An 18,552-nucleotide genomic window follows, 5' to 3' on the forward strand; every position below is an offset into this window, starting at 1 on the left:
GCTCACAAGGAATGGTCTTCTATCGCGACGATGGGATTTCCGGTTTTTCAACAGCGCGCTAGGCGTCAAACCTGCCCTGCTCCACATTCTTGTTCAGGCGTTCGGCGGGGAAGACCCGGCCGTTCATCACGCCCCAAACGCCCGGGGAGAGCACTTGTGCCGCCACCACGGCGCCGCCCAGATTGAACTCCCCATCCGAGGCATAGAGCGAAAAGGGCCGCATCGCACCGGTCAGGACAACGGTCTTGCCCGCGACGCGTCCGTCCAGAAAACGCGCGGTCTCTCCCATCGTGCCGGTGCCGTGGGTGATGACGATGGCAGGCTCGGGCGCGGCCGTGACCGCGGCGGCAATCGCATCGCGGTCCGCGTCATCGAAATGAAGACTGTCCTTCAGCATCAAAAGCTCTATGGCCGGAAAGTGGCATCGCCCGATCCGCAACATCTCCGGAATATGCGTGGACCCGTCCGGCGAAAAGGACAGACCCTCGACCCGGGTATCGTGAACCTTGTCGATGGTGCCGCCCGTCACGATGATCCTGAGATCCTTCATCGGTGCATGTCCTTTCGAATACCCAGCATTCACGCGGCTTGCAGGCCCATGCCTGCCGGAAAACCGGCCTTCGGCCAAGCGCATGTCGCCAAAGAACGGGCATTTCGACCGCGTGACAAGAGGATCTCTCCCCCAAGGGTCAGAAATCATTGGGATCCGCGCGCATCCCCGCCCTAGGCTTGGGCATGGCAGTGCGGTCGCGCATCCTGCCGAATAACAACAGGGAGTTGGGATATGGGACTATTGGAAAGCCTGTTCGGGCTGATCGGCGACCTGACATGGGGATGGGCGTTGATCCCCCTGCTTGTCGTCTTCGGGCTGTTCATCACCGTTCTCACGGGCTTCGTTCAGTTTCGGTTCTTCATACGCATGTTCCGAAGTCTGACAGGCGCCGACACCGCGGATGACCCCAATGGCATTTCCAGCCGCGAGGCGCTCTTGCTGTCGGTCGGCGGACGCGTCGGCGGCGGCAATATCGCCGGTGTGGCGGTCGCGATCACGCTGGGCGGGCCGGGTGCGGTCTTCTGGATGTGGGCCATCGCGCTGGTCGGCATGGCAACCAGCCTTGTGGAATGCACGCTGGCGCAGCTGTTCAAGCGGCGCGAACCCGATGGCATGTTCCGGGGTGGACCGGCACGCGCGATCATCCACGGCCTGGGGAATGACTTCCGCTGGCTGGCCGTGCTTTATGCCGTCTGCCTGATTGCCTCTTTCGCCATCGGCTTCAACGCGTTCCAGGGCAACACCGTCGCCGGGGCCGCGCAAGACAGCCTGGGCGTGCCGCGTCTGTGGACCGGCGGGGTTCTTGCCGTCGTGGCCGGGTTCATCGTCTTTGGCGGCATCCACCGGATTGCCAAGGCCGCAGATGTCGTCGTGCCGATCATGGCCGTCGCCTATCTGGCCATGGCAGCGGTGATCATCCTGCTCAACCTGTTCTCGGTGCCCGGGGTGCTGTGGGACATCGTCACCAATGCCTTCGGGTTTCAAGAGGCCGTGGGCGGGGGCATGGGCGCGGCCATCGCCCAAGGCCTGCGCCGGGGTCTCTTCTCGAACGAGGCCGGGCTTGGATCGGCGCCGAACGTGGCGGCCACGGCCGATGTTCGTCACCCGGTCGCACAGGGGATCACCCAGTCGCTGTCGGTCTTCATCGACACCATCATGATCTGCACCTGCACGGCCCTGGTGATCCTGTTGGGGGATGTCTATGTGCCGGGCGCGGAAGGCGTCGATGGGGTGGTGCTGACCCAGCAATCGCTCGTCTCGCATCTGGGCGGCTGGACGCAGTATTTCCTGACCTTCATCATCTCGCTCTTCGCGTTCTCCTCGATCATCTACAACTACTACCTTGGGGAAAACGCCATGACCGTGATCACCGAAAAGCCCGTCGCGCTTATCGGGTTGCGGCTGGTGGTGATCGGGATCGTGTTCCTTGGGGCGACGGCGCCCGCTGCGACCTCGGTCTTCTTCTTCTCGGACCCGATGATGGGCATCCTTGCCGTGGTCAACCTGGTGGCGCTGATGATGCTGCTGCCGACCTGCCTGCGGTTGCTTCGGGATTTCAAGGCGCAGCTTGCGGCCGGGGTCGATCGCCCGGTCCTGAACCCCGACGATTTCCCGGATCTGGACATCGACCGCACCGCATGGACCCATGGCGCCCCCGTGGCACGCGCCTGAGACCAAATTACGGAGCGCGGTTCGCGCCGCGCTCCGCTTCCTGCGCCAATCTGTCGAGACGACCCAAGTTCGGGCGAGACAGGGTGTGAAACAGCGATCCCACTCGATCTAGCCATGGTCAGCTTTTGAGCCGATCACTCCGCCGGCAGCGCCTCCAGCCGCTGCGATCCGTCGCCCAAACGCTGCGACAGCCAGACGGACGCATCCTCCATGCTCATCGCCTGCCCGCACAAGAACCCCTGAACCGCATCGATCCCGAGAGAACCCAGTTGCCGCAGGTCGGCCTCCGTCTCGACCCCTTCTGCCAATGTCTCGACATCCAGCGACGAGGCCATGCCGGTAAGGGCCTTGAGGATATGACGCTGCTCGGGCGAGGCGGCGATGCCCTGCACCAGTGACTTGTCCAGCTTGATCCTGCCCACCGGAACCGTCACGAGCGTGCGCAAGGCCGCATTCCCGGTGCCGAAGTCGTCGAGTTCCAGAACGCAGCCGGCCTTGTGAAAGGCCATCAGGTTGGCGCGCGTCGCCCCGATTTCGGCGTCTAGAACCACGCTTTCCAGGATCTCGATGGCGATGTTTTCGAACGGGACACCGCCGCACCAGATCAGGTCAAGCAGCCGGTCGGCGGTGTCCGTGGTCTGCAACTGCCGTTCGGTCAGGTTGAGGCCCAGTTTGATACCCCGCGCCTGCGGCCAGGTCTCAAGCGCCTGCACCAGCCAGTCGAGCGCGTTGGCGCGCACCGTCCAGTCGATGTCATGCAGAAGATCGCCGTCGCCGATCACGTCGATGAACTCGCCGGGCGAAAGCAAACCGCGACGCGGGTGTTGCCAGCGCACCAGAACCTCGAACCCGACCGGTGCCAGGTCCGCCACGGAGACCTGCGGTTGCAGGTAGGGTACGAATTCGCCGCGGGCCAAGCCTTCGCGGATTTCCTCTTCGATCTTGGCCTTGTCCGTCACCCGGGTCCGCATCGTGGAATCGAACACCGTCAGGCGCCCGCGCCCGCCCGCCTTCGACGCATAAAGCGCGATATCGGCCGCCACGATGGCGTCTTCGATCTGCTTGTCCGTGGCGCCAGGGGGCACGCGGCTCATGCCGACACTGGCACCGACGAAAAGGGACCGCCCCTCCCACGGGACGGGCCGGCGCAGATCGCGGATCGCGTCGCTTGCGATCCTGGACGGTTCCTGCCCGTCGGATGACTCGGGAAGCGCAAGGACAAATTCGTCCCCCCCGGCACGCGCGACCAGCCCGCCCACCGGGATCGCCAGCACATCAAGGCGAAAGACGACATTCTTCAGGATCGCATCGCCCGCGGGATGCCCGTGAACATCGTTGACCTGCTTGAAATGGTCCAGATCGACATGGAGCAGATGCACGCCGCGCCCGGCCGCGGTTTCGCGATGCAGAAATTCCTGCAGGCCCAGACGGTTCGATGCCCCTGTCAGGTGATCGCTGCGCAACTGCGCGTCCAGCTTGCGGCGCTCTGCCTCAAGCGCGGCACTCATCGCGTTGAAGGACCGTGTCGCCTCGCTGATCTCGTCATTGCCCCGGGCCGGAATGCGAAACCCCGTGTCGCCCGCGGCCACCCGCGCCGCACCGTCGCGCAGCAACGCGACCTGCCGGCCAAGACGTGCGGCCATGATATAGGCGGCAACCGCCATGACCGTCGCGATCCCGGCCGAAAACAGCAGGTTGAACATGCGGCTGTTTCGCAGCGAGGTGCTGATCCAGTCCCTGTCCATCTCGATCCGAACCGTGCCGATCTTCATCCCGGCAGCGTTCAGCGGCTGTTCGGCAAGCAGCGTGTTGCGCGACGAAACGAAATGCCGCCCCTCATCGGATGATGGGGCCGTTCCGGTTTCCGACGGCGCGCCGGCATCGGCCGCCTGCCGGCTCAGCAACGTGCCATCGGCCGCCCAGACGGCCGCCAGCCGGACCGAGGGTTCGGCGACAATAGCCCGCAGAACATCGTCGATGGTCGCAAGGTCATAGACGATCACCGCATCGGCCAGCGCACCGGACACGAGTTCGAGGGCAAGCTCTGCCTGTGCGCGTTCCTGCCGGTCGGACAGACGCTGCGCAAGCAGCAGGTTCCCCGAGACAAGGCCGATCAGGCTGACCACGACAAGCGCGACAGCCCCCAGCGTGAGCTTGACCTTCAGCGGCATCTATCCAGCGGCGCAGGGTCCAGGGCCAGCCCGGCATGTTCGGCCGTGATGTCAAGCGACCGCACGTCGTCCCATGATGCGTCGTCGGCCGGGACGATGGCCCCGATGGCCAGCCCCGCGGCAATATCCGGCTGCTCGGCGGCCAGCCCGGCAAGAAGCCCGGCAATTTCGGCAGAGGTCTCGCCCGACACCCGGGGATGCACCGCAAAGGCATGGGGCGTATAGCCGGTGGTGGTGTGAATGACGCGCAGCTTCGCCCGCAGATCAGGCTCCAGCGCGTTCAGGGTGCGCTGGATACCGCCCCCGGCCGGAAAGATGCCCTGCGCGACCGTCTTGTAGACCGAAACATGGCTGCGCACGTAAACCGGCTCATAGCCGATGCCTTGTTCGTTCAGCTCCGCACGTTGCACCACGCTCGCCGCGAACGCGCCCGGACTCGGAAAGGCGATCTTTTCGCCATCGAGTTCGGACAGCGCCTGCATCGGGCTGTCGGCGGCCACGACCATGATTCCCTTCAGACGCTTTTCGGCGCGATGGGCGATCCCCTCATATCCGACGAGGTCGTGATAGGTCGTATAGTGGAAGGGGTTCATATAGGCGATGTCATAGGCCCCGGCCGCCACGCAGGCCTCGAACGACGGGATGTCCGGCGACACCTGCAGCGCGACCGGCTGCCCCAGGCGCTCTTCCAGAAACGTGGCCAGAGGGGCCCAGCGGGCAAGGATTTCCTTGGCCGATTGCTGCGGCACGACGCCAAGCACGAGGGGCTCTTGATCCGCCGCGGCGCTTCCCTCGGTGAAGGAGGCCAGCGCTATGGCCGCGGCAAGACAGATCGAATGACGGGTCGGGCGCATTGCACGGTCTCCTTTCGGGCGTTCGGACACAGATGCGCAGCGATTCCTTTATTCATCGGTAGGAACGCGCATCTGTATGCTTCGATTTTTCCGATAATTTCATATGGAAATCAGGCATTCCCAAAGCGGCTTTACGGTTTTCCGGTGATCTCTGGGTGCTTTCAAATATCGAAAAAATCGCCCGAAAAAGTTCCGGGGACCGCCCCGAAAAAGACGCGAATAGAGGGCATTTTTACCGTTCGATGAGAAACGCGTTGAGGGGGGCCGTTATTCCGTCGTGCGGCCCACGGGAATGAATGCAGGCGGCGACGGGCTTTCACGGCCGGAAACAGGGCGTTGAAGGGTCGGCACCAAGAAAATCGCCGTGGGAAAGACAAGCGCAGGCAGATCCGGGAACTGCCAAGAACAGGGCGATCGCGCCCGAGAAGGGATAAGAATGAAGATCTTCAAATCACTCTCGATTCGGGTCGCACTGGCGGTGGGGACCGCCCTGTTGATGCTTACGCTATCGATCACGCAGGTCGTGGTGCTGGAATACCAGACGGAACATGCGATGACCAAGGCGGCACAACAGCGCCAGACCACCTCACTGCATGTGCTGGTCGATCAGTTCAGTTCCGAATTCGGCGGGATCGAGGTGCGCGGGGCCGCCGGTGGCGATCTCGAACGCGTCACATGGGATGCCCTGCCCGAGATCGCGGACCATTCGGTCATCGATCATGTCGGGTCGATTTCGGGCGAAACCGCCACGCTTTTCAAGTGGGACGAGGCCCAGGGCGACTTTCTGCGGGTATCGACGAACATCAAGAAGCCCGATGGGTCGCGCGCCGTGGGGACGATGCTGGGCCGCAAGAACCCCGTCCACGCCGCGATGCTGCGCAAGGAAACCTATCGGGGGGAGGCGCTGATCCTCGGCAAGGAATACCTCACCATCTATCAGCCCATCCTGTCCCCCGCGGGTCAGGTGATCGGCATCTTCTATGTCGGTGTGGACCGCGGGCAGATCGACGCCGCAATCGTCCAACAACGGTTCCTGTCCGTTCTGGTGTCGGGCATTCTGATCCTTGCGGCCCTGGGCCTGATGATCTGGATGCTGAATGTTCTGCTTCGCCCGCTGGGCAAGCTTGGCAAGGCGTTCGACCGCATGGCTGGGGGCGATCTGGACACCCTGGTTCCGTACACGGATCGCAAGAACGAAATCGGTGAAATCGCGACACGCGCCGATGCGTTCCGCGTGAAACTGGTCGAGGCCCGCCAGCGCGATGAGGAAGCGCACCGCAAGCAAGAGCAGGAAGCGAAAGTGGTGCAAACCCTTCGCGAGGGGCTTGAGCGCCTGGCCGCCGGCAATCTGACCCGGTCGCTGGACCAGCCCTTCCCGCCGAATTACGAAGCCTTGCGGATGGATTTCAACGCGACGCTCGACACGCTGAACGACCTCTTGGGCGCCATTGTCGAAACCACATCCGAGATCCGCGGCAAGACGGAAGAGATCAGTTCCGCCTCTGACGACCTTTCCCGGCGGACCGAAAACCAGGCCGCCACGCTGGAAGAAACAGCCGCCGCGCTGGACGAGCTGACCTCCAGTGTCCGCTCCGCCGCTGAAAGCGCATCGGAGGTTGAGAATGTCGTGAAATCCGCGCGGAAAGATGCCGAAAACAGCGGCCGCGTGGTCGAGGACGCCATCGGCGCGATGTCGGGGATCAAGCGGTCCTCGGACGAGATCAACCAGATCATCGGCGTGATCGACGATATCGCTTTCCAGACCAACCTGCTGGCGCTGAACGCAGGGGTGGAAGCCGCCCGTGCGGGCGAAGCCGGGCGTGGCTTTGCCGTCGTCGCCTCGGAAGTCCGGGCCCTTGCCCAACGTTCGTCGGAGGCCGCCAAGGAGATCAAGCAGCTTATCGCTGCCAGTGCCGAACAGGTGGATTCCGGTGTGTCGCTGGTGAACCGCGCCGGCGAGGCGCTGACCGATATCGTCAGCCGCGTCGGCACGATTGCCGAGTTGATCTCGGAAATCGCCACCGGGTCGCAGGAGCAATCGGTGGGTCTGGGCGAGATCAATGTGGGCGTCACCGAACTCGACAAGGTCACCCAGCAAAACGCCGCCATGGTCGAGGAAGTGACCGCCGCCAGTACCACGCTGAAAAGCGAGTCCACGACGCTGGACACCATGGTGGAGCGCTTCCAGCTTCGGCGCGAAGGTCGGCGGACTGCCCCTGCGCCCGTGATGCCGCGGGAAAGCGCGGCACCCGCCCCGATGCCGCGCGCCGCGGAGCGGACCGAAACCCACCCGCCCGCACGCAAGGTCGCCAATGGCGGCGACTGGCAGGACTTCTGACCCCCAAGCCATCCACGGGACCCGGGCACCGCGCCCGGGCCCGGCATGGCACGGCAAGGGCATGCGGACGAGATGCATGCCGGCCCACGATACGCGCCATCTCCGACGTCGACCATAAACCCAGGAAACGCGTAGAATTATTCAGAGTCAGGGGTTTGTTAGCCAAGGCTTAGGTTGATTGTTCGATCAAGGCAAAGCGCTAACGGCCCGGCGGGCACTTCATGCAGGAAGGTTGGATGCAGCCAAGCGATCCGCACCCTGAACGACGCGAGTTCTCCATCCTCCTGTCCGGGGAGGGTGTCGTGCTTGGCGCGACTGCGGATGCCATTGCCGCCATCGGTCTCGACCCGCAGACAGCCGTCGGCAAGAATCTGGGCGACCTGATCGGCGCAGAAGACGCTTTGTCACTGGCCGAAACGCTAGCGGCTGTCGCCCGGGATCCGTCCCGCCCAGTACCGGTCAGTCTCAGGATCGCGACTGCTGCCAGTTCGGAGGGGACGCTGTCCTGCTTGGCCAGTCCGTTCCTGCTGCCCCCTGCGACGCGCGCGGTTCTGCTGCGCGAGGCCGGCACCGCGCAACAGGCGGCGGACAAGAGGCTTCAGCGCCTGACCCACGACCTTCCCGTTGCGTTCTACGAAAGCCACGAAACCGCCGCGGGCGTGGAAACGCTGACCTTTCTCAGCGCAAAGATCTTCGACCTTCTGGGCGTTCCCGAAGATGCCCCTGTCGACGGCTGGAATGCCCTGTTTGCAAATGTCGATCCCGGCGACCTGTCGGAGCTTCGGTCCCGGCGCCGCGACGTGCGCAGGCGCCCCTACCGGATCGAGACAACGCTGCGGATACATCACCCCGAGAATGGCCTGCTTTGGGTCAACCTCGCCGCGGTTCCGAGCGTGCAACCGGACGGCTCGATCCGCTGGCATGGTCATTTCGCCGACGTGACCGAACAGATGACCGCCGAAAGCAGGCTGTCAGAGGCGGTACGGGATCTCTACACCGCTCATGAGCGGATGAACCGGCTTGCCGACAATTCGCCGGGCGCGTTGTTCGAATACCGCGAAGACGCAGAGGGCAATGTCACCTATCCCTATTTCAGCGCACGGTTCCCAACCTTGATGGGGGTGCGGCCTGAAATCATCGACGCCGATCCGGCGGCATTGCTTGACCACATTCATTCCGAGGATCTCGCCGAGATCATCGAAAAGATGGCGGTCTCGCGGGACACCCTGTCGCTTCATATGGCGCGCTTTCGGGTCGACCATCCCAAGGATGGCGAAAGATGGCTGCGTGTGAACGCCATGCCCTTCCCGCAACAGGATGGATCGATCGTCTGGTACAGCAACCTTCTTGACGTCACGGCCGATGCACGGCGCGAAGAAGACCTCCGCCGTGCCCATCAAGAGGCCGAGGAGATGCGGGCCGAGAACGAGCGGCAGGCGCTCCATGACGGGCTGACGGGGCTGCCGAACCGCCGATATTACGACCGGGTCCTTGCCGACCGCTTGTCCGCGGCTGGCACAGGCGGTGCGCGCGATTGCATCCTTGTGCGGCTCGACCTCGACCACTTCAAGAACGTCAACGACACCTTGGGGCACGAAGCGGGCGACGCCGTTCTGGTCCGCGTGGCCGAGGTCTTGCGCCAGACCCTGCGGGCAGACGATTTCATGGCGCGCATCGGCGGGGATGAATTCTCGATCCTGATGGCGCCCGGCCTTGCGCTTGACGATGCGCGGGTGCTGGTGGCCGACATTCAGGACAAGCTGGCGGAACCCTTGATCTATGGCGGCCGGCAATGCCGTTTTGGGGCGAGCTTCGGGTTGGCCTCGACCAACGATCTGGCCGCGATGGGCGAGGACATCCAGCTGTTTGCCGACGCCGCGCTTTACCGGGCCAAGGACGGCGGCCGGAATCGGCAGGAGATCTTCACGCCGGAACTGCACCGGGAAATCCTGCATGATCGGCGCCTTGCCGTCGAAATCCACGAAGCGCTGGACGGCGACCAGTTCGTCCCGTTCTTCCAGCCACAGGTCGCCGCCGATGACGGAAGGTTGGTTGGCGTCGAAACGCTTTTGCGGTGGAATCACCCGACCGCGGGTCTGCTGGCCCCCGACGCGTTCATGGACGTGGCAGAGCAGTTGCGCGTCGTCGCCGACATCGACCGCCTGATGATGGAAAAATCCCGCGATGCCCTGGCGCGCTGGCGGAAAGAGGGCCTGGTCGTACCCAAGATCAGCTTCAACGTGTCCTCGGGCCGCATGCACGACCCCGATGTGGTTGCTCTGGCCAGTGACATGGCCACCGGGGACACGCGGGTAACCTTCGAATTGCTGGAGTCGATCCTCGTGGAAGAGGAAAGCGACGCCTTCAAGTTTCATCTCGACCGGCTGCGTGCCGCCGGGATCGATATCGAGATCGACGATTTCGGCTCCGGCCACGCCTCGATCATCGCGGTGATGGAGATCGGCCCCTCGGCCCTGAAGATCGACAAGCGGATCGTCCTGCCGGTGGAGGAGGACCTGCGCGCGCGCAATCTGGTTCGCGCCATCGTGGAAATCGCCGAAACGCTTGGCATCCAGACGGTGGCCGAGGGCGTGGAGACCGAGACCCAGGCCCGGATCCTGCGCGGGATCGGCTGCGGCGTGCTTCAGGGCTACCTGTTCGCACGGCCGCTGGACGAACGGGCATTCCTGACCTTCGCGCTTGGGCGGGAACGGCAAACCGCCTGACCGTCCGGCCGCGCCGATGGCCCGAACCTGGCCCTTAGCCCGCCCGGACCGGCACGTTGTCGATCAGCCGGATATCGTCAAGGCTGGCCGCGACCAGCAGGCGGGCGGGGCCGGACAGCGACGCCACGGGCGCCAGCGATCCTTCCGCGCGCAACTCCAGGTACTCGACCTCGGCATAGCCGGCGGCAAGGATGACCTTCCGAGCCGTCTCCAGCGTGGCCGCGACGTCTTCGCCCCGCCCAATCGCGTCCGCCGCGCTTGTCAGCGCGGTGTATAGCGCCGGGGCCTTTGCCCGCGCCGCCGCCGACAGGCGCAGGTTGCGGGACGACAGCGCCAGCCCGTCGCCCTCCCGCACCGTGGGGCAGGCAACGACCTCGATAGGAATATCCAGATCGCGCACCAGCCGTTTCACGACTAGAAGCTGCTGATAGTCCTTCTCGCCGAAGAACGCGCAATCGGCCTGCGTTTGCAGGAACAGCTTCGTCACCACCGTCGCCACGCCGTCGAAATGGCCGGGCCGGTGGGCGCCGCACAGCCCCGCGCTGACCCCGGCGACCGAAACGGTCGTCGAAAAGCCCTCGGGATAGACCTGATCGGGATCGGGCACATAGATCGCATCGACCGCGAAGGGGGCAAGCTTGGCGGCGTCGCTCTCCTCGGTCCGGGGATAGTTCGCCAGATCCTCGGGGTTGTTGAACTGCCGGGGGTTCACGAAGATCGTCACGATGACCCGGTCGGCCGCCGCCTTTGCAGCCTGAACAAGGCTCAGATGCCCTTCGTGCAGCGCGCCCATGGTGGGCACCACGGCGATCCTGTCACCGTTTCCACGCCACTCGCGCGTCAAAGCCCTCAGATCGGCCAGCTTGCGCAGGATCGGGGCGGTCATGACGACGCCCCCGGGCTGTCGGCAAAGACATGCTCTGGCGCCGGGAAGCGGCGGGCGCGGACGTCTTCGGCATAGGCGGCGATGGCCGCGCCCGCCGCCTGCCCCAACTCGGCATAGGCCTTGGCGAATTTGGGCCTGAAATCGGTGAACAGGCCCAGCATGTCATCGACCACGAGGATCTGCCCGTCGCACCCGGCAGAGGCGCCGATCCCGATCGTCGGGATCGCGATCTCCCCGGTCACGCGGTCGGCAAGGGCCGCGGGCACCTTTTCCAGAACCACCGAAAAGGCGCCGGCCTCGGCCACGGCCTTTGCATCGGCCAGAACGCGCGCGGCATCCGCACCACGGCCCTGCACCTTGTAGCCGCCCAGCGCGTTGATCGCCTGCGGCGTCAGCCCGACATGCCCCATCACCGGAATCGACCGGGCGGTCAGGAACCGGATCGTCTCGGCCATCGCGACCCCGCCTTCCAGCTTGACCGCCCCGGCCCCGGTTTCCGCCATCAGCCGCGCGGCATTGCGGAACGCCTGCTCGGGGCTTTCCTCGTAGCTGCCGAAGGGCATGTCGATGACCATCAGCGCATGGGACAGGCCCCGGTCGACCGCCTGCCCGTGCAGGATCATCATCTCCATCGTCACGCCCAGGGTCGAGGGCAGACCGTGCAGCACCATGCCGACGCTGTCGCCGACAAGCACGACATCGCAGTCCCCGTCGACCAGCCGGGCGACCGGGGTGGTATAGGCGGTCAGGCAGACCAAAGGCGTATCGCCCTTGCGGGCCCGCACATCCATGGGCGTCAGACGACGGGGTCTGGCGGTGGCACTCATTCTTTTCCTCCACTCACACGCGAAAGGTGGCGCGCCTTATACCGTGCTGCGCCGCAGAATCCAGCCCAACCCGTCACGATATGCGTCCGCCCCTTGCCTTGGGCCGGTTTCCCGCCTCTGATGGGGGTGTCATTTCGAAAGGGAGACCGCAGAATGCGTCTTGTTCCCACCGCCCTGCTGCTGGCCGCGCTGGGCCCGTTCCCGGCCTTTGCCGCACAGGACACGCTCACCATCGGCATGGTGCTGGAGCCGCCCAATCTCGACCCCACCGGGGGTGCGGCGGCCGCGATCGACGAAGTCGTCTATGCCAATATCTTCGAGGGGCTGACCCAGTTTGCCCCGGACGGCGCCATCGTGCCGGCGCTTGCCGCAAGATGGGAGGTGAGCGACGACGCCACCGTCTATACCTTCCACCTGCAGGACGGCGTGACCTTCCACGATGGCACGGTGATGGACGCCGAGGATGTGAAATTCACCCTCGACCGCGCGCGGGCCGCGGACAGCACGAATGCGCAAAAGGCCCTTTTCGCCGGGATCGACAGCGTGGAGGTCGTGGACCCGCTGACCGTCCGCGTCACCCTGTCGGCCCCGAACGGCAACTTTCCCTTCAACATGGCCTGGGGCGACGCGGTGATCGTCGCCCCCGAAAGCGCGGAAACGAACGCGACCACCCCGGTCGGCACCGGCCCCTTCACCTATCAGCGCTGGGTTCAGGGCGACCGGGTCGAGATCGCGCGCAACCCCGATTACTGGGGCACGCCCGTGGCCCTGTCGCGCGCAACCTTCAAGTTCATCTCCGATCCCAACGCCGCGTTTGCCGCGATGATGGCGGGCGATGTGGACGCCTTCCCCAACTTCCCCGCGCCCGAGACGCTGTCGCAATTTCAGGCCGACCCGCGGTTCAAGGTCATCGTCGGCTCCACCGAGGGCGAGACGATCCTGGCGATGAACAACAGGTCCGCGCCGCTCGACGATGTGCGGGTACGCGAAGCCATCGCCCACGCCATCAATCGACAGGACATCATCGACGGGGCGATGTTCGGCTATGGCACCCCCATCGGCACCCATTTCGCCCCCCACAACCCCGATTATGTCGACCTGACGGATCTGTCGGCCCATGACCCCGAGCGGTCGAAGGCCCTGCTGGACGAGGCCGGCCAGACAGACCTGAAACTGCGCCTCGCCCTGCCGCCCCCCACCTATGCCCGCCGGGGAGGTGAGATCCTGGCCGCGCAGCTGCGCGCCGTCGGGATCGAGACGGAGATTTCCAATCTCGAATGGGCGCAATGGCTGGAACAGGTGTTCCGGGGCAAGGACTTCGACCTGACCATCGTCAGCCATACCGAACCGATGGACATAAACATCTATGCACGGCCAGACTATTATTTCGGCTATGGCGCGCCCACCTTCATCGCTCTGATGGACAGGCTGACGGGCACCACCGACCCCGCGGCGCGCTCGGCGATCCTGAAAGAGGCGCAGACCATGATCGCCGAAGAGTACGTCAATGCCTATCTCTTCCAGCTGGCCAAGACAGGTGTCGCAAATGCGAAGATCAAAGGACTGTGGGAAAACGCGCCGACCCAGGCCAATGACCTGACCGGGGTCCACTGGACGGACTGACCCGCACCCCAATTGAGCGCCTGCGGCGCACGGCTTTGTGCCCGCCCCTGTCGGGGCGGGCGGTGCCGGGTATTTGGACCAAGAAGAAGAACGATCGGGGCTTCTTCTTGGGAAAAATACCCTAATCCTGCCGGTGCCGTCAGCCCACCACGTTGAACTCTGGGCCGTAGGGGTAGCCCGTGATGTTCTCGGCCCCGTCCTCGGTGATGATCAGGATGTCGTGCTCGCGATAACCGCCCGCGCCCACCTGTCCCTGCGGGATGGTCAGCATTGGCTCCATCGAGATCACCATGCCGGGTTCCAGCACCGTGTCGATATCTTCTCGCAATTCCAGCCCGGCCTCGCGCCCGTAGTAATGCGACAACACGCCGAAGCTGTGCCCATAGCCGAAGCTGCGATATTGCAGCAGGTCCCGTTCCCCCAGGAAGGCATTGATCGCATGGGTCACCCCCGCGCAGGTCGCACCGGGCCGCAAGAGCGACATGCCATATTCATGGGCGGCGACATTGGCCTGCCAGATGGCCAGGCTGTCTGCATCGACGTCGCCCACGAACAGGGTGCGTTCCAATGCCGTGTAGTAGCCCGAGATCATCGGGAAGGTGTTGAGCGACAGGATATCGCCGCGCGCCAGGCGCCGGGCGGTGACCGGATTGTGGGCGCCATCGGTGTTCAGCCCCGACTGGAACCAGACCCATGTGTCGCGGTATTCGGCATCCGGAAACCGTTTCGCGATGTCCAGCTCCATCGCGTCGCGCCCGGCCATGGCCACGTCGATTTCGCGCACCCCTTCCTTGATCGCGTCGCGGATGGCATAGCCGCCGACATCGGCCACCGCGGCCCCGGCGCGGATCAGGGCAATTTCAGCGGGGCTTTTCCGCATGCGCTGCTGCATGGTGGCCGGTGCGATGTCGAGGGAGCTGTGCGGGGCCAGAAAACCGTCAAGCCGTTCTTTCTGCGCCAGCGTCAGGTGGTCGCCCTCATACCCCACGGCGCGGCCCGTGCCGGCGACATGGGCAACCGCGCGCCAGAAATTGTCGCGCTGCCAGTCGGTATAGGTCAGGTTGTCGGTGTGGCAGCGCCGCCAGGGCTGACCCGCATCGATCCCCGCACTGATCGTGACGGCCTCCGACGCGGTGACGACCAGCGCGTAGGGGCGGCCGAAGCTGCAATAGAGAAAGCCCGAATAGTAGGCCACGTTCTGCATCGAGGTCAGCACGACCACGTCGGCGCCCGCGGCGTCCATCGCCGTGCGCAGGCCCATCAGGCGGGTATCGTATTCCGTTCCGGAAAACGGCAGCGGGGTCTTCTCGCCATTATGAAAGCGGAAGAAGTCGGGTCGGGTCATCTTGTTAATCCCAGGCTCGGGCCCGGCGCGCGCCGGGCAACTCTGTTCCCGGCGTACAGGACGACAGGCGGCAGCACCGCCGGGCGGGGGCACAGAACGCACGCGCCCCGTGGCGACGCCATCGCCACACAGCCCGACATGCACCTTAGCCAAGCCCGGCATGCCTGCAAGCCCTCATGATGGACTGGCGCGAGTCGCCCCCCTGCCCTAGGCTGCGCACCATGTTGCGCTATGCGATGTCCCGCCTGATCTCTCTGACGCTCAGCCTTGCCGCGGCCAGCGTGGTGATCTTTGCGATGATCGAGGTGATCCCCGGCGACCCGGCGGCCTTTATGCTGGGGCTGAACGCCGCGCCGGAAGCCGTGGAAGCCCTGCGCGCGGAGCTGGGGCTGACCGGGTCGGTCTGGGAACGCTACATCGACTGGACGGGGGGGACGCTCTCGGGCGATTTCGGGCAGTCCTATACCTACCGCATCCCCGTGGCAGAGCTTGTCGCGCAGCGCCTGTGGGTGTCGCTGCCGCTGGCGTTGTTCGCGCTGACGCTGTCCACGGCGATTGCCTTGCCGGTCGGACTCTGGGCTGCATCGCGGCGCGGGCGTCCGGCGGATATCGGTGTGATGGGCGCCACGCAGCTTGGTATCGCCGTGCCCAATTTCTGGTTCGCGATGCTTCTGGTGCTGGTCTTCGCGGTGCATTTTCGCTGGTTCTCCGCGGGCGGATTTCCGGGCTGGGGGGCCGGGATCCTGCCCTGCCTCAAGGCGCTGACCTTGCCGGCTATCGCCCTGGCCCTGCCGCAGGCGGCGATCCTGGCCCGCGTGATGCGCTCTGCCGTGATCGAGACGCTGGGCCAAGACTATATTCGCAGCGCGCGCGCCAAGGGGCTGAGCCGGGGACAGGCGATCCGCCGGCACGCCTTCCGCAACGCGCTGATCCCGGTGCTGACGATCATGGGGCTGCAATTCTCGTTCCTGCTGGCGGGTGCGATCATCATCGAGAACGTGTTCTTCCTGCCCGGATTGGGGCGGCTGATCTTTCAGGCGATCACCCAGCGCGACCTGATCGTGGTGGAAAGCGTTGTTATGCTGCTCGTCTTCGCGGTCATCCTCGTGACCTTCCTTGTCGATCTGGCCTATGCCCTCGTCGACCCAAGGTTGAGGCGCCGATGACGGGACGGGTGCAACTGATTGCGGGCGGCGCGCTCAGCGCCGTGTTCCTGATGGCGGCGCTCGTCTCGCTGGTCTGGGTGCCCCATGACGTGGCGACCCTGACCATCGCCGACCGGCTGCAACCGCCGACGGGCACCCATCCGCTGGGCACCGACCAGTTCGGCCGGGATGTGCTGTCGATGCTGATGGTCGGGGCGCGGACCTCCATCGCCGTTGCGCTGGTCGCGGTCGGCATCGGCATCGGCATCGGCGTACCCTTGGGCCTGATCGCGGCGGCGAACCGGGGCGGGCTGCTGGACGAACTCGTCATGCGTGCCAATGACCTGATCTTCGCCTTTCCCGCGCTTGTCATCGCGATCCTGATCACCGCGGTTCTGGGCCCCTCGGCGGTCAACGCGATCCTTGCCATCGGGATCTTCAACATCCCCGTCTTCGCGCGGGTGACGCGCGGCGGCGCGCTGAGCCTTTGGACGCTGGACTATATCCTTGCCGCCCGGGTGGCGGGCAAGGGGCGCGCGCGGATCAGCATGGAACATATCCTGCCCAATATCGCGAACCTGCTGATCGTGCAGGGCACGATCCAGTTTTCGCTGGGCATTCTGGCCGAGGCGGGGCTGTCCTATGCCGGCCTTGGCGCGCAACCGCCCACGCCCACCTGGGGCCGGATGCTGGCCGAGGCGCAGACCATGATCTACACCGCGCCGCGGCTTGCGATCCTGCCGGGGCTGGCCATCGTGCTGATGGTGCTGGGCCTGAACCTGATGGGCGACGGGCTGCGCGATGCGCTCGACCCGCGGATCAGGAGGGCGGCACGGTGATCTCGGTCGAGCGCGTGTCGGTCGCGATTCACGGCAAGCCCGTCCTGCGGGACGTGTCCTTCCGCGTGGCACGGGGACAGGTCGTGGGGCTTGTCGGGGAAAGCGGATCGGGCAAGTCGATGACGGCGCTGGCGCTGATGCGGCTGTTGCCACAGGGGGCGGCGGCCACGGGTCATGTCCGGCTGGATGGCACGGATCTGAACCGGCTTTCCGAGACGCAGATGTGCGGCATCCGCGGCCGCGACGTCGCGATGATCTTTCAGGAACCGATGACCGCCCTGAACCCCTTGCAGGACATCGGCGATCAGGTGGCCGAGACACTGGTGGTCCACGGTGCGAGTAGCCGCGGCGATGCAAGGCGGGAGGCCGCGCGGCGGCTTGACCGCGTGGGGCTGCCGGAACGCTATTTTCCCCTGACGCGCTATCCGCACGAGCTGTCCGGCGGACAGCGGCAACGGGTCTGCATCGCCATGGCCATCGCCCTGCGCCCGCAGGTGCTGATCGCCGACGAACCGACCACGGCGCTGGATGTGACGACACAGGCGCATATCCTCGACCTTCTGACCGAACTGGTGGAGGAAGAGATGATGGGCCTGCTGCTGATCACCCATGACCTTGCGGTGGTCGCAGGCGTCTCCAACCGCCTTGTCGTCATGCAAGAGGGGCAGATCGTGGAACAGGGCCCCACGGCCAAGGTTCTGCGCGAACGCAGCCACCCCTATACGCGCGCGTTGCTTGAGGCGTCGTCGCACCAGCCCGACGCCGTGGCCACGGCCCATGACATGCCCTTGTTGCAGGTGCGCGACGCCGTGCGCGAGTATCCGCGCCCCCGTGCCGGTCTTTTTCGCGGGCAAGAGCCCTTCCGCGCCGTGGCCGGGGTCAGCTTTGACATCAAGCGCGGCGAAAGCGTCGGTCTGGTGGGCGAATCCGGTTGCGGAAAATCGACCCTGACGCGCGCGATCCTCGGGCTTGATCCCTTGCAGCGGGGCGAAATCCGGCTGGATGGCGATGTGGTGCATGCGGGCGAGCACATGCCGATCCATCTGCGCCGCAAGATGCAGGTGGTGTTTCAGGACCCTTATGGCAGCTTCAATCCCCGCCATCGCGTCGGGCGCCTGATTGCGGAACCCTTCCACCTGACCGGCCATCCGCCCGATGCCGAGGCGCAGATCGACGCGGCGCTGACCTCGGTCGGTCTGTCACCCGCGGACAAGCACCGGTTCATCCATGAATTCTCGGGCGGGCAGCGGCAGCGAATCGCGATTGCCCGCGCGCTGATCACACGGCCGGAACTGATCGTGCTGGACGAAGCGGTCTCGGCGCTCGATGTCCGGGTGCGGGCCCAAATCCTGGATCTTCTGGCGAATTTGCGGGCCGACCTCGGCCTGTCCTATCTTTTCATCAGTCACGATCTGAACGTGGTGCAGGCGATCACCGACCGGGTGCTTGTGATGCGGGCAGGCAAGATCGTGGAACAGGGCGCGACGGAAAAGGTGCTGCAAGACCCCACGCATCCCTATACGAAGGAATTGCTGGAGGCGGCTCCGGCCCTGATTTTGCCGCAGTGAGGACTT

The 18,552-nt window shown here is 65.0% G+C and carries 13 protein-coding genes; 7 read left to right on the plus strand and 6 right to left on the minus strand.

Annotation, left to right across the window (positions count from 1 at the left end):
* Positions 1 to 58: 58 nt before the first annotated feature.
* Positions 59 to 550 carry an asparaginase domain-containing protein gene (locus RGUI_RS01845; protein WP_081531491.1) on the minus strand — a complete coding sequence of 164 codons (492 nt, stop codon included), beginning with the start codon at positions 548 to 550 and terminating at the stop codon, positions 59 to 61.
* A 234-nt stretch (positions 551 to 784) separates the two neighbouring features.
* Here RGUI_RS01845 and RGUI_RS01850 point away from each other — a divergent pair, with 234 nt between their 5' ends.
* Positions 785 to 2,224: a sodium:alanine symporter family protein gene (locus RGUI_RS01850; protein ID WP_081531492.1), complete on the plus strand. Its 1,440-nt coding sequence runs from the start codon at positions 785 to 787 to the stop codon at positions 2,222 to 2,224.
* Between the two features lie 134 nt (positions 2,225 to 2,358).
* On the opposite strand, the gene RGUI_RS01855 is transcribed toward RGUI_RS01850, so the two are convergent.
* Positions 2,359 to 4,395 carry a bifunctional diguanylate cyclase/phosphodiesterase gene (locus RGUI_RS01855; protein ID WP_081531493.1) on the minus strand — a complete coding sequence of 679 codons (2,037 nt, stop codon included), beginning with the start codon at positions 4,393 to 4,395 and terminating at the stop codon, positions 2,359 to 2,361.
* The gene (locus RGUI_RS01860; RefSeq protein ID WP_081531494.1) at positions 4,386 to 5,249 is read right to left on the minus strand and encodes a phosphate/phosphite/phosphonate ABC transporter substrate-binding protein; all 864 of its coding nucleotides are present in this window, start codon (positions 5,247 to 5,249) and stop codon (positions 4,386 to 4,388) included. Before RGUI_RS01860 ends, RGUI_RS01855 begins: the two co-directional genes overlap by 10 nt.
* Positions 5,250 to 5,685: 436 nt before the next feature.
* On the opposite strand from RGUI_RS01860, the gene RGUI_RS01865 reads away from it, so the two are divergent.
* Positions 5,686 to 7,587: a methyl-accepting chemotaxis protein gene (locus RGUI_RS01865; RefSeq protein WP_081531495.1), complete on the plus strand. Its 1,902-nt coding sequence runs from the start codon at positions 5,686 to 5,688 to the stop codon at positions 7,585 to 7,587.
* Positions 7,588 to 7,823: 236 nt separating this feature from the next.
* Positions 7,824 to 10,313 (plus strand): bifunctional diguanylate cyclase/phosphodiesterase, encoded by a 2,490-nt coding sequence (locus tag RGUI_RS01870; RefSeq protein ID WP_172841058.1) that lies wholly within the window; start codon positions 7,824 to 7,826, stop codon positions 10,311 to 10,313.
* Positions 10,314 to 10,347: 34 nt separating this feature from the next.
* Here the strand turns inward: RGUI_RS01870 and panC are convergent, their stop codons facing one another.
* The gene (gene panC / locus RGUI_RS01875; protein ID WP_081531497.1) at positions 10,348 to 11,199 is read right to left on the minus strand and encodes a pantoate--beta-alanine ligase; all 852 of its coding nucleotides are present in this window, start codon (positions 11,197 to 11,199) and stop codon (positions 10,348 to 10,350) included.
* Positions 11,196 to 12,026: a 3-methyl-2-oxobutanoate hydroxymethyltransferase gene (panB, locus tag RGUI_RS01880; RefSeq protein ID WP_081531498.1), complete on the minus strand. Its 831-nt coding sequence runs from the start codon at positions 12,024 to 12,026 to the stop codon at positions 11,196 to 11,198. Before panB ends, panC begins: the two co-directional genes overlap by 4 nt.
* A gap of 153 nt (positions 12,027 to 12,179) precedes the next feature.
* Between panB and RGUI_RS01885 the strand changes: the two genes are divergently transcribed.
* Complete coding sequence (locus tag RGUI_RS01885) at positions 12,180 to 13,649, plus strand: ABC transporter substrate-binding protein (protein WP_156882840.1); 1,470 nt, start codon at positions 12,180 to 12,182, stop codon at positions 13,647 to 13,649.
* Positions 13,650 to 13,788: 139 nt separating this feature from the next.
* On the opposite strand, the gene RGUI_RS01890 is transcribed toward RGUI_RS01885, so the two are convergent.
* Complete coding sequence (locus tag RGUI_RS01890) at positions 13,789 to 14,994, minus strand: aminopeptidase P family protein (protein WP_081531500.1); 1,206 nt, start codon at positions 14,992 to 14,994, stop codon at positions 13,789 to 13,791.
* 221 nt (positions 14,995 to 15,215) lie between these two features.
* Between RGUI_RS01890 and RGUI_RS01895 the strand changes: the two genes are divergently transcribed.
* From RGUI_RS01895 to RGUI_RS01905, 3 genes are read left to right on the plus strand one after another with little or no spacing between them, the layout of a single operon-like run.
* Positions 15,216 to 16,160, plus strand: a complete 945-nt coding sequence (locus RGUI_RS01895) for an ABC transporter permease (RefSeq protein WP_081531501.1) — start codon at positions 15,216 to 15,218, stop codon at positions 16,158 to 16,160.
* Positions 16,157 to 16,978, plus strand: coding sequence for an ABC transporter permease (locus RGUI_RS01900; RefSeq protein WP_081531502.1), 822 nt, complete (start codon positions 16,157 to 16,159; stop codon positions 16,976 to 16,978). The genes RGUI_RS01895 and RGUI_RS01900 overlap by 4 nt, the downstream gene beginning before the upstream one ends.
* Complete coding sequence (locus tag RGUI_RS01905; protein ID WP_081531503.1) at positions 16,975 to 18,546, plus strand: ABC transporter ATP-binding protein; 1,572 nt, start codon at positions 16,975 to 16,977, stop codon at positions 18,544 to 18,546. Before RGUI_RS01900 ends, RGUI_RS01905 begins: the two co-directional genes overlap by 4 nt.
* The last annotated feature ends 6 nt before the right edge of the window (positions 18,547 to 18,552 follow it).

The organism is Rhodovulum sp. P5 (genome assembly GCF_002079305.1).
Lineage (GTDB): Bacteria > Pseudomonadota > Alphaproteobacteria > Rhodobacterales > Rhodobacteraceae > Rhodovulum.

Bases quoted from the DNA above. Each gene is read 5' to 3' on its own strand.
- RGUI_RS01870 (WP_172841058.1), top strand. From the start codon at position 7,824: ATGCAGCCAAGCGATCCGCACCCTGAACGACGCGAGTTCTCCATCCTC.
- RGUI_RS01850 (WP_081531492.1), top strand. From the start codon at position 785: ATGGGACTATTGGAAAGCCTGTTCGGGCTGATCGGCGACCTGACATGG.
- RGUI_RS01855 (WP_081531493.1), bottom strand. From the start codon at position 4,395: ATGCCGCTGAAGGTCAAGCTCACGCTGGGGGCTGTCGCGCTTGTCGTG.
- RGUI_RS01900 (WP_081531502.1), top strand. From the start codon at position 16,157: ATGACGGGACGGGTGCAACTGATTGCGGGCGGCGCGCTCAGCGCCGTG.
- RGUI_RS01895 (WP_081531501.1), top strand. From the start codon at position 15,216: ATGTTGCGCTATGCGATGTCCCGCCTGATCTCTCTGACGCTCAGCCTT.
- RGUI_RS01885 (WP_156882840.1), top strand. From the start codon at position 12,180: ATGCGTCTTGTTCCCACCGCCCTGCTGCTGGCCGCGCTGGGCCCGTTC.
- RGUI_RS01845 (WP_081531491.1), bottom strand. From the start codon at position 550: ATGAAGGATCTCAGGATCATCGTGACGGGCGGCACCATCGACAAGGTT.
- RGUI_RS01865 (WP_081531495.1), top strand. From the start codon at position 5,686: ATGAAGATCTTCAAATCACTCTCGATTCGGGTCGCACTGGCGGTGGGG.
- RGUI_RS01860 (WP_081531494.1), bottom strand. From the start codon at position 5,249: ATGCGCCCGACCCGTCATTCGATCTGTCTTGCCGCGGCCATAGCGCTG.
- panC (WP_081531497.1), bottom strand. From the start codon at position 11,199: ATGACCGCCCCGATCCTGCGCAAGCTGGCCGATCTGAGGGCTTTGACG.
- RGUI_RS01890 (WP_081531500.1), bottom strand. From the start codon at position 14,994: ATGACCCGACCCGACTTCTTCCGCTTTCATAATGGCGAGAAGACCCCG.
- panB (WP_081531498.1), bottom strand. From the start codon at position 12,026: ATGAGTGCCACCGCCAGACCCCGTCGTCTGACGCCCATGGATGTGCGG.